The organism is Rhabdaerophilum sp., from assembly GCF_046092605.1.
In the GTDB taxonomy this organism is placed as follows: domain Bacteria; phylum Pseudomonadota; class Alphaproteobacteria; order Rhizobiales; family Beijerinckiaceae; genus Rhabdaerophilum.
In genome coordinates this window covers 23601-34163 of record NZ_JBJTDY010000130.1, presented here as the reverse complement: position 1 = coordinate 34163, position 10563 = coordinate 23601, and the positions used below count along the sequence as shown (strand labels likewise).

The 10563-nt window shown below is 63.4% G+C and carries 8 protein-coding genes and 1 pseudogene; 4 read left to right on the top strand and 5 right to left on the bottom strand.

The features are described from left to right. Positions 1-103 precede the first annotated feature (103 nt). Together ACKODO_RS10080 and ACKODO_RS10075 are read left to right on the top strand one after the other, a co-directional pair. On the top strand, positions 104-1651 hold the full coding sequence (locus tag ACKODO_RS10080) for a class I adenylate-forming enzyme family protein (protein ID WP_408983305.1): 1548 nt from the start codon (positions 104-106) through the stop codon (positions 1649-1651). After that, the gene (locus ACKODO_RS10075) at positions 1648-2565 is read left to right on the top strand and encodes an enoyl-CoA hydratase/isomerase family protein (RefSeq protein ID WP_408983304.1); all 918 of its coding nucleotides are present in this window, start codon (positions 1648-1650) and stop codon (positions 2563-2565) included. Before ACKODO_RS10080 ends, ACKODO_RS10075 begins: the two co-directional genes overlap by 4 nt. On the opposite strand, the pseudogene ACKODO_RS10070 reads toward ACKODO_RS10075, so the two are convergent. Together ACKODO_RS10070 and katG are read right to left on the bottom strand one after the other, a co-directional pair. Further along, positions 2539-3260: pseudogene (locus tag ACKODO_RS10070) on the bottom strand (transposase). The gene ACKODO_RS10075 and the pseudogene ACKODO_RS10070 sit on opposite strands and share 27 nt — an antisense overlap. A gap of 94 nt (positions 3261-3354) precedes the next feature. After that, positions 3355-5520, bottom strand: a complete 2166-nt coding sequence (gene katG, locus ACKODO_RS10065; RefSeq protein WP_408983308.1) for a catalase/peroxidase HPI — start codon at positions 5518-5520, stop codon at positions 3355-3357. Positions 5521-5662: 142 nt separating this feature from the next. On the opposite strand from katG, the gene ACKODO_RS10060 reads away from it, so the two are divergent. Continuing rightward, on the top strand, positions 5663-6565 hold the full coding sequence (locus ACKODO_RS10060; protein ID WP_408983303.1) for a LysR substrate-binding domain-containing protein: 903 nt from the start codon (positions 5663-5665) through the stop codon (positions 6563-6565). Positions 6566-6699: 134 nt separating this feature from the next. Here the strand turns inward: ACKODO_RS10060 and ACKODO_RS10055 are convergent, their stop codons facing one another. The 3 genes from ACKODO_RS10055 to ACKODO_RS10045 are packed head-to-tail and all read right to left on the bottom strand — an operon-like array spanning position 6700 to position 8830. Continuing rightward, positions 6700-7719 (bottom strand): amino acid ABC transporter substrate-binding protein, encoded by a 1020-nt coding sequence (locus ACKODO_RS10055; protein WP_408983302.1) that lies wholly within the window; start codon positions 7717-7719, stop codon positions 6700-6702. Positions 7720-7729: 10 nt separating this feature from the next. After that, entirely contained in the window at positions 7730-8332 is a 603-nt protein-coding gene (locus ACKODO_RS10050) for a L,D-transpeptidase (RefSeq protein ID WP_408983301.1), read from the bottom strand. A 12-nt stretch (positions 8333-8344) separates the two neighbouring features. After that, positions 8345-8830 carry a hypothetical protein gene (locus tag ACKODO_RS10045; RefSeq protein ID WP_408983300.1) on the bottom strand — a complete coding sequence of 162 codons (486 nt, stop codon included), beginning with the start codon at positions 8828-8830 and terminating at the stop codon, positions 8345-8347. A gap of 546 nt (positions 8831-9376) precedes the next feature. On the opposite strand from ACKODO_RS10045, the gene ACKODO_RS10040 reads away from it, so the two are divergent. Beyond that, the gene (locus ACKODO_RS10040) at positions 9377-10510 is read left to right on the top strand and encodes an ABC transporter substrate-binding protein (RefSeq protein ID WP_408983299.1); all 1134 of its coding nucleotides are present in this window, start codon (positions 9377-9379) and stop codon (positions 10508-10510) included. Positions 10511-10563: the final 53 nt, after the last annotated feature.

The following is a 10563-nucleotide window of genomic DNA, read 5'->3' as shown; positions in this document are numbered from 1 at the left end:
GCGGCCGTTGTGAGTGCTTGATCACGGGTGCTGCCAGACGCCATCATGCCGCGAATGCGGCGCCCAACCGGGCTCCGGGACGTTCGAGAGGGTTCAGAGCAGAATGACAAGCGGCACCATGACTCTCCCGGAAACCGCGATGGCGGGTGGCACAACCGTCAGCGATTTGTTCTTGCACCGGGCCCGGATGAATCCGGAGGCCGTGGCCCTGCGGGAGAAAGGCCGGGAAAGCACCTATGGCGCGCTGCGTGAGCGCGTGCTCCGGCTGGCGACCGTCTTCCGCGATTTCGGCCTGCAACAAGGCGACCGGATTGCGCTGCTTTCGGAGAATCGCAGCGAGTACATCGAGATCCAGCTGGCGGCGGGATGCCTGGGTCTGATCGTCGCCTGCCAGAACTGGCGACAATCCTCAACTGAACTCGATCATTGCATCCGCCTTGTTTCCCCGACACTGGTCATCGCCTCGGCCCGATTCCAGGCGGCTTTTGCTGCAACCGGGCTTGACCTGCCCTGCTGGACAATCGAGGACGTCCACGATCATGCCATTGCGAACGCCACTCCGCTGGCCAGCCTTCCGGCGATCAGTGGCGAGGCCGGGCTGATCATTCTCTACACCAGCGGCACGACGGGCCTGCCCAAGGGTGCTCTGATCAGCCATCGCGCCGAAATCGCCCGGATGGCCGTGGGCCAGATGGATCTTGGCATCACGCGGGATGATGGCTTCATCGCCTGGGCGCCGATGTTCCACATGGGCTCAACCGACCAGATGCTGGCCACGCTGATGTCCGGCGGCATCGTGCATGTGGTGGATGGCTTCCAGCCGCGCGAAATCGTGGAAGTCATGCGTGATTATCCACTGGGCTGGCACCTGCTGATGCCGGGCTCGATAGAACCCGTGGTGGAGATTCTGCGCAGCGAAGGGATCCGGGTAAGGAGCATCCGCATCATTGGCGCCATGCTCGATCTGGTGCCGCGCGCCCTCGCGATTGATCTCGCGACCCTGTCCGGCACGCCCTACCTCAACAGTTTCGGCTCCACTGAAACCGGGCTTCCACCCGCTTCGGCGCGACGCATGTCAACGGAGGACCTGCTTGGCCCAATTTCGAAATGGGCGAATTCGCTGGTCGATATCCGGCTGGTCGACAGCGAGGGCAACGCGGTGCCCGATGGCGAACCCGGCGAGATGGCGGTGCGAGGTCCGACCCTGTTCAGTGGTTATTGGGACGCGCAGGAAACCAACCGCAAGGATTTTGCCGGGGGCCGCTTCCGCATGGGTGACATGTTCATCAGGAACCCGGATGGCTCGTTCGATTTTGTCGATCGCGCGAAATACATGATCAAATCCGGCGGTGAGAACATCTATCCTGCCGAAATCGAGCGTGTCCTGCTGGCCGATCCACGCATCCGCGACGCGGTCATCGTGCGCAAGAGGGATGCGCACTGGGGCGAGATCCCGGTCGCGCTGATCGCCCGCCAATCCGATGATCTCGATGCGGCGGATGTCGATCAACTCTGCCGTGCATCGCTCGCCGGCTACAAACGCCCGCGCGAAGTGCATTTCGTGGCCTATGAGGATCTGCCGCGCAGCACCACGGGCAAGATCCAGCGCCATGAAGCCGAGAAGATGCTGACCGAGAAGGGAACGCCATGACAGAGAGCCCCGTTCTGTGCGACATTCGCGATGAGATCGCCTGGGTCACACTCAACCGGCCGGAGCAGCTCAACGCGCTTTCGGTCGGGCTGATCCGTGCCCTCGCCAGCGCGCTCGACGCCATCGCGGCCAACCCGGCCTGCCGGGCCGTGGTGCTGACCGGGGCCGGCAAGGCCTTCTGTGCCGGCGGCGATCTCAAGGAGTTCCTCGCCATGCTGGAAGCTGGCGAGCCGGACCGGCTGGAGGTATTCGTCCGGGAGATCAGCGGGCTGTTCGCACGGCTGGAGGCGCTGGACATCCCGGTGATCGCGGCCGTCAACGGCACAACGGTCGCAGGCGGGCTGGAACTTGTCCTGTGCTGTGATGTGGTTCTGGCGGCGGAGGGCGCGAAAATCGGCGATGGACATCTGCGCTATGGGGTGTTGCCCGGTGGCGGAGCGGCGGCCCGCCTGCCGCGCAAGATTCCGATCAACAAGGCAGCCGAGCTGTTTCTCACCGGAGCGATGAAGCCGGCCTCATGGTGGGCAGAAGCAGGGCTTGTAAGCGCGGTGCTCCCGACAGATCAGCTGCTGCCCGAAGCCGGGCGCCTGGCCAGCGCCATGGCTGGCTACAGTCCGCTCGCCCTGCGGGACGTGAAGTGCATGCTCCGCAAGATACCCGATCTCAGCCTGGATGACGGTTTGTCCCATGAACTGGAGGTCTTTGCCGTCCACGCCCGCCGCGAGGATCTGGTCGAGGGGCTGCGCGCTTCTCCGGGAAGCGGAAACCCGTCTATCATGGCCGCTAGAGCATTTTCTGACCAGGTGGATACCGGTTGGTCGAAGAAAATGCGTGAAATCATAAGAAATGAGAACGGACGGTCTGATTCAATCAGATCGGAGTCCGCTCTAGGCCGTAGCCTCGTTACGAATTAGCCAGATGCGGACGGACGCGGGCTTGATGGCGGCGAGGAAGTTCCCGGCGGTTTTCTCGAAGCGCGTGGCGATCCGACGGAAGTGCTTGATCCCCGGATCAAGTCCGAGGACAAGCCCTGTTGAAGAAGCGCTGGATGCGGCTGCGCGCCTTGTAGAGGTTTTTCGAGAAGCAGATCGGGTCTTTCCGATTGCAATTGGGCGGAATGTTCGCCCACGCCTACCGCTCTGCGACAGCCGCGCGCAGTGCGTTGGCGTCGTAGCCCTTGTCGGCGAGCAGCATGGAGCCGGGTGCCAGATGCACGATCAGGTCCTTTGGCGCCCGCGATATCGCTTGCCTGGCCTGCCTTGCGCATCGACGAGGGCGGGACCCTCAGGTCAAGCCCGAGGGCAAGCCTTGGTGGTGAGGCCGCCTCGGGAGCAGCCCGGACATCGCTGTCGTAAGCCTTTGTGATCGCGTCCATAAGCCGATCCCGGACACCGGCCTTCCGCCATCGGTTGATCCCGAAGCGATTGTGCAAAGCACAGTTGTAGACCGTCTTCGGCGGCTCATGGCGGGCCGGCATGTCCGCCCATGGCGCGCCAGAGCGCAGACACCAGAAGATGCCGTTCAGCACCTGCCGGTCATCAACCCTCGGCACGCCACGCGGATTGTTCGGCAGATGAGGCTTGATCGCCTCCCACTCGAAATCCGTCAGATCTTAGCGGCCCATCGCTAAGCTCCCGAAAAGGAGCTTGAACCACATTTGCCGATGGGAGGGAATCCACATCAGCCGTCTATGCGCTGAAGGCCTAGGCCAGCAGGTCGTAGCGATCCGCGTTCATCACCTTGGTCCAGGCGGCAACGAAGTCCTCGACGAATTTCTTTGCATTGTCGTCCTGCGCGTAGATCTCGGCATAGGCGCGGAGCACGGAGTTCGAGCCAAAGACGAGGTCCACGCGGCTCGCGGACCACTTCACGGCGCCCGATTTCCGATCCACGATGTTGTAGCTGTTCTTGCCGGTTGGAACCCAGGAATTCGCCATATCCGTCAGATTGACGAAAAAATCCGGCGTCAGGGAACCCTCGCGGGTGGTGAAGACGCCATGCTTCGTGCCGCCGTGATTGATGCCCAGCGCCCGCATTCCGCCAATGAGAACGGTCATCTCGGCCGCCGTCAGGTCCATCAGCTGCGCGCGGTCGAGGAGCAGTTCTTCCGGCGAAACCGAGTAATCCTTCTTCTGCCAGTTGCGGAAGCCATCGGCCAGCGGTTCCAGCCACTTGAAGGAATCGGCATCGGTCATTTCAGCCGTGGCATCGCCGCGGCCCGGCACGAAGGGCACGGCGATGTCGAAACCGGCGGCCTTCGCAGCCTTCTCGATGCCGACATTGCCCGCGAGCACGATGGTATCCGCGATCGAGGCGCCCGAGGATGCCGCGATCGGCTCAAGCACGCCGAGCACGCGCGCGAGACGCGCCGGCTCGTTGCCCTCCCAATCCTTCTGCGGTGCGAGGCGGATGCGCGCGCCATTGGCACCGCCGCGATAATCCGACTTGCGGAAGGTGCGGGCCGAATCCCACGCCGTCGCCACCATGTCGGCGATGGAGAGGCCGGAAGCCGCGATCTTCGCCTTCACGGACGCGACGTCATAACCCTTGGGGCCAGCCGGAACCGGGTCCTGCCAGATCAGGATCTCGGCCGGCGCGTCCGGGCCGAGATAGCGCGTATTCGGGCCCATGTCGCGATGGGTGAGCTTGAACCAGGCGCGCGCGAAGGCATCGTCGAACTTCGCGGGGTCCGCCATGAACTTCTCGCAGATGGCGCGATAGGTCGGGTCCATCTTCATGGCCATGTCGGCATCGGTCATGATGGGCATGGTACGGATGGAGGAATCTTCGACATCCGGCGGCATGTCTTCCGGCTTGATGTTGATGGGCATCCACTGATGCGCGCCGGCAGGCGAGGTCTTGAGTTCCCAGTCATAGCCGAAGAGCAGCTTGAAATAGCCCATGTCCCATTTGGTCGGGTTCGTGGTCCAGGCGCCTTCGATGCCGGAGGTCACCGTGTCGCGGCCCACGGCGCGGGTCGTGTGGTTCATCCAGCCCAGTCCCTGCTCGGCACTCTCCGCGCCTTCCGGGCTCGGGCCGAGATTGGCGGCCGAACCATTGCCATGCGCCTTGCCCACGGTGTGGCCGCCGGCGGTGAGCGCGACGGTTTCCTCGTCGTCCATCGCCATGCGGGCGAAGGTTTCGCGGATATGGAGCGCGGTGAGCAGCGGGTTGGATTTGCCGTTCACGCCTTCCGGATTGACGTAGATCAGGCCCATCTGCACCGCGGCGAGCGGGTTTTCCATGGTCTCCGGCTTTTTCACGTCGAGATAGCGATTGTCGGATGGCGCGAGCCATTCCTTCTCCGAGCCCCAATAGACATCCTTCGCCGGGTGCCACACATCCTCGCGGCCCAGAGCCACGCCGAAGGTCTTCAGGCCCATGCTCTCATAAGCCACCGTGCCGGCCATGATCATGAGATCGGCCCAGCTGATGCGGTTGCCGTACTTCTTCTTGATGGGCCAGAGCAGACGGCGCGCCTTGTCGAGGTTGGCGTTGTCGGGCCAGGAATTCAGGGGAGCGAAGCGCAGATCGCCGGTACCCGCGCCGCCGCGCCCGTCCTGCACGCGGTAGGAACCTGCAGCGTGCCATGCCATGCGGATCATCAGACCGCCATAATGGCCCCAATCGGCCGGCCACCAATCCTGGCTGTCGGTCATCAGGGCGTGCAGGTCGCGTTTGAGACCGGCATAGTCGAGCTTCTTGACTTCTTCGCGATAGTTGAAGCCCTTCAGCGGGTTGGTCTTGCCGTCATGCTGATGCAGGATGTCAAGGTTCAGTGATTTCGGCCACCAGGCCATCGCGCCGCTGCCGGCATTGGTCAATGCGCCATGCGCCACAGGGCATTTGCCCACGCTGGTCGAATCCATCCAATCCATCTGAAACTCCCCTGAAATGTGCTGTGTCGCACGCGCCGGGTCCCGGCCCTGCCGCATACCTCTTTCGATTCCCTAGCAGCAGAGCTCCATAAATTCCAATTGCATTTTCAGAATGCTTCGATAGGAAAATCTAATGAGAGCCCTTTCCATGCGCCATTTGCGCTATTTCGATGCGCTGGCCCGTCACGGCCATTTCGGACGCGCGGCCGAGGATTGCGCAATCTCCCAGCCCGCCCTCTCCACGCAGATCCGTGACCTTGAAGAGCATCTCGGCTCACAGCTCATCGAGCGGGGCAGCCGGCAGGCGCGGTTGACGCATCTGGGCGAGGAATTGGCCACACGGGCCCGTGACATCCTGCGGGCGGTGGACGAGCTTGAGGAATTCGTCCGCGCCCGAAGCCAGCATGTTCTGGGGCGATTGCGGATCGGCATCATTCCCACGGTCGCGCCCTATCTGCTTCCCGCTCTCATCACTGCCTTGCAGGATCGCTATGCCGGAATTGAATTGCGCCCGCGCGAGGCGATAACGCAGAAACTGATCGAGGACCTGCAGGAGGGACGACTTGATGCGGCCATCCTTGCGCTTCCGCTCCCCGAATCGGGCCTGACTGGCATGCCACTCTTCGAGGAGGAATTCGTACTGGTGCGCCCGGCGGAGGAGGCACATCATCCTGTGCCGAGTGCGGAAGGCCTCCGGGCTATGCGATTGTTGCTGCTGGAAGAGGGCCATTGCTTCCGCGATCAGGCCATCGCCTTCTGCGCCCCGGCCCAGACCCCGCCCCGTGACCTGATCGAGGGTTCGTCCCTCTCCACTCTCGTGCAGATGGTCAGCGCCGGAATCGGCGTGACCCTGGTCCCCGAGATGGCACTGCCGATCGAGACACGCTCGGCCCGCGTGGCCTTGCAACGGCTGGCCCAGCCCCGTCCCTCGCGCGTCATCGGGATGGTCTGGCGCAGTTCGACGCCACTCGCCGACCAGATGCGCGATGTAGGCATGCTGGTGCGGGAGATCATGCAGGACCGGCCCCGCGCCTGATCTGAACCATCAGGGCTTGATCCGCCCGAGAATACGAGGCTTATCGCCCCCAACCTGCACGATAATCTCCTCTCCCGAGGCCGGAACCTGCCGGAAGGCCTCGCACGTGAGCCGGCTTTCCGTCGCGGCCGGCTTCAGCGCACGGGCGGCGCGAAGAGGATGCCACCTTCGCTCCAGAGCTGGTTCAACCCGCGCGGGATTCCCAGGCGCGAGCCCGTTCCGACATTGCGCTCGTAGAGTTCGGCATAGTTGCCCACGGCCTCGATGGCCCGGCGCGCCCAGTCATCCGAGAGGCCAAGCATCTTGCCAAGCCCGCCTTCCGCACCGATGAGGCGCCGCACATCCGGCTTGTTCGATTGCGCGGCGGCGGTAAGCGTTTTGGTGGAAACGCCGAGTTCCTCGGCATTGATCAGCGCGAAGGCCACCCATTTCACGACCATGTGCCAGCGCATGTCATCCGCGCGCGTCACGGGGCCAAGGGGTTCTTTTGAAATGATATCCGGCAGGATCACCGCATCGCCAGGTTTCTCGAGCTTCAGGCGCTCGGCGAACAGGCCGGAATTGTCAGTGGTCATCGCGTCGCATTCGCCTCTGGCAAAGCCGGCGAGGGTGGCTGGTGAATCCGGGAAGACCTTCAGTTCCACCGTCATGGCGTTCGCCGCGAAATAATCGCGCGCCGCGTTCTGGCTTGTCGTGCCGGCCTGCACGCAGACCTTCCTGCCACCAAGTTCAAGCGCAGAGGCGATGTTGGCGCTCCGGCGCACCATGAAGCCCTGGCCGTCATGGAACAGCACGCCCGCGAAGATGAGACCAAGCTCCGCCTCGCGCTGCAGGGTCCAGGTGGAATTGCGCGAGAGAATATCGATCTTGCCCGACTTCAGCGCCTCGAAACGCTCGGAAGCCGAGAGCGGCAAGAAGCTCACGCGATCCGCGTTGCCGAGAACGGCCGCCGCCACGGCGCGGCAGAAATCGACGTCGAACCCGGCCCATTTCCCATCCTGCTGGAAGGAAAAGCCATAAAGGCCCGTGCTGACACCGCATTGCAGCGTGCCACGCTGGCGCACCTGCTCCAGCGTGCCGGATTGCGCAACAGCGCCGGAGGCTAGGCCCAGAAAGACGAGCGAGGCGGCCGCGAGGCTCTTGCGCCAGGACATGATGACCTCCTCAGACCTGCGGTCCGTGCCGGATGATGACTTTCGCGCCAACGGGCACGCGTTCGAAAAGATCAATCACATCGCCATTGGCGAGACGGAAACAGCCGGAGGAGATCGCCTGTCCGATCGTTTCCGGCTGGTTGGTGCCGTGAATGCGATAGACCGTGGAGCCGAGATAAAGCGCCCGTGCGCCCATGGGGTTGCCCGGTCCGCCCGCCATGAAGCGCGGCAGATAGGGTTGGCGCTGGATCATCTCGGGCGGCGGGGTCCAGTCCGGCCACTCGGCCTTGCGCGACACCTTCTGGAGGCCAGCCCACTGAAAGCCCTCGCGACCCACGCCGATGCCGTAGCGAAGCGCTCGGTTGTTCCCCATGACGACGTAAAGGAAGCGCTCGGAGGTGTGGATCACCAACGTGCTCGGCGGCTCATTCGTCCGGAAGAACACCATCTGACGCGCATAGGGGCCATCCTCGATGACCGTCTCGGCGGTGGAAACGCGGCCTGGCTCATCCCCGATATCCATGGTTTCAGGCGGCGGCGTGCGCCCCTGCCCCGCAGCCGGGATGGCTGCAAGGCTTGCGATAAACGCGAGAAGCAGCGGAAAACGAATCACTCGGACCTCCCCTTACTTGCAGCGGACATAGATGAAGGTGCCGTAGCGGTTATGGATCTCGGGATCAACAAAACGCATCACCAACTGGTCGTTCGAGGCGGAGAGAATGACGCGATCCTGCCAATCCCCGGGCGGGGCCTCGAAGCCCAGATAGGTCTTGCCATCCGAAGCGCCCTTGAGGCGCAGTTCGTAGAGCTTGGGATCATCCGCCGCGTGCATCATCACGCCGTTCCGCGGCCCGGCGGTGATCTCGTAGGGCTGGCGGGCGCAGAAGGAGCGCGCCTGCGCGGTGGCGCGCGCGCGGTCCTTCTCCTCGCGGAAGGAGGCAACGCCCCAGCGCCCGATGAGCATCTCGCGCGTGATTTCCGTTGGACGCTCGGTCAGCGCAGAAGCCGGGGCGCCGCTCGCGCGATCACCATCCGAGGTTTCCTGCAACGAAGCACAGCCCGAGACGGCCAGTGCGACACCCAGAACCAAGGCAATGAGCCGCATTGTCATCATGCCTCCCACGAAAACCGGACCACGAAAACCGGAGCCTCAAGCGTCAGGATCGAGGATCTCGCGCAGGCTTCGAACAGCTGAAACCACACGCATCCGGAATTGTCAAAATCTGCGCAGGCCCCGGATGTCAGGGGCTTGGGCAGGGGGCTTGGGCAGGGCTTGCGCCGGTTCCGCACCATCTGTTCCTGCACAGTCTCAAGTTGCTCCAAAGTCTCAAGTTCCTGCAAAATCTCGATCGCGCGGGAAAATTCGGCTGGGACGTGGCGATCGTGAAGCACCGCACCACGGTCTGCGCGCTGGGGTCTGCGCGCTGGGGAAGGCGGATCGGGCGCACTCGCGCCATGCCGAGAATTTCGTTCGCCTGCTGCGCGCGGAAATGCGAGGTTGGGCCGGATCATCAAAATCATCACGTGATGTTCGGCTCAGCGCATGAAGTGCTCGTTGCGTGAGGTTTGAAGCGCGTGTTTCATGCAGCCTGACCTTCCACATGCCGGGACAAGGCGATGGATGGGCGGGAAGCGAAGAGGAAGAGGGAGGATACCCATGGATCGCCGAATGTTCGTCGCGGCTGCAACGATTCTTTGCCTGTCGCCGGCAATGGCGCAGGAGAAGGTGAAGCTCGTCAATGTGGTGGAGCTTTCCGGCGCGGGCGCGACCGCCGGCACCAACTGGAAGAACGGCATCGATATCGCCGTCGCCGAGATCAATGCCAAGGGCGGCATCCTCGGCCGGCAGATCGAGATCGTGCATTACGATACCCAGACCAACCCCGGCAACACCCGCGCGGCTGTGCAGCGGGCGATCGACGAAGGCACCTATGCGGTGCTCGGCCCGGTCTTTTCCGGCCCGATCGGCGCGTCGATGCAGATCTCGCAGCGCGCCGAGATCGCGCAGATTGTCGGCGGCGAGGCGGCGGGCCTCACCCGGCAGGGCAACCCCTATCTGTTCCGCACCTCGCTGAGCCAGGCCGCCGCGATGCCGAAGATCGCCGCCTATCTCCAGAACGACGTCAAGGCGAAGACCGTCGCGGTCGTCTGGGTGAACAACGATTTCGGCAAGGGTGGCCGCGACGCGATCCTCCCCGAGCTTGAGAAGCGCGGCATCAAGGTCGTGGCGGATGTCTCCACCGAGCAGGGCCAGGCGGATTTCGCCTCCGACGCCATCAAGGTGAAGAATGCCAATACCGATGCGGTGTTCGTCTATCTGAACGAGGAGGAAAGCGCCCGTTTCCTGCGCGCCGCGAAGCAGCAGGGCATCGAGAAGCCCATGGTGGGTGAGACCACGCTTCTCGGCGCGAAGGTGATCGAGCTTGCGGGCGACGCCGCCAACGGCGCGCGCGGCCATGTCGGCCTCTCGATCGACGCGCCGGTGCCGGCCTTCCAGGAATTCGGCAGGAAGTTCCAGCAGCGCTTCAACTATGCCTCGGACCATAACGGTCTCAAGGGCTACATGGCGGTCTACATGGTGAAATGGGCCACCGAGAAGCAGAAGAAGTTCGACAAGAAAGGCCTCGCCGACACCCTTCGTGGTGCGCGCATTACCCCGAAGGACGAGCCCGGCATCATGATCGACACCAGGATTGAGCAGAATGGCGACCTCGATCGCGAAAGCTTCCTCGCCGAGGTCGTGGCGGGCAGGCAGGTGATCAAGCAGACCCTGCCGATGATCAACCCGTAAACACACGGCTCCTCCCTCCATCATCCCGGCCGAAAAGCCGGGATGATGTGAAC

Coding starts and splice junctions, on each gene's coding strand:
- katG (WP_408983308.1), bottom strand. CDS start 5,520: ATGGATTCGACCAGCGTGGGCAAATGCCCTGTGGCGCATGGCGCATTG.
- ACKODO_RS10080 (WP_408983305.1), top strand. CDS start 104: ATGACAAGCGGCACCATGACTCTCCCGGAAACCGCGATGGCGGGTGGC.
- ACKODO_RS10045 (WP_408983300.1), bottom strand. CDS start 8,830: ATGACAATGCGGCTCATTGCCTTGGTTCTGGGTGTCGCACTGGCCGTC.
- ACKODO_RS10040 (WP_408983299.1), top strand. CDS start 9,377: ATGGATCGCCGAATGTTCGTCGCGGCTGCAACGATTCTTTGCCTGTCG.
- ACKODO_RS10075 (WP_408983304.1), top strand. CDS start 1,648: ATGACAGAGAGCCCCGTTCTGTGCGACATTCGCGATGAGATCGCCTGG.
- ACKODO_RS10055 (WP_408983302.1), bottom strand. CDS start 7,719: ATGTCCTGGCGCAAGAGCCTCGCGGCCGCCTCGCTCGTCTTTCTGGGC.
- ACKODO_RS10060 (WP_408983303.1), top strand. CDS start 5,663: ATGAGAGCCCTTTCCATGCGCCATTTGCGCTATTTCGATGCGCTGGCC.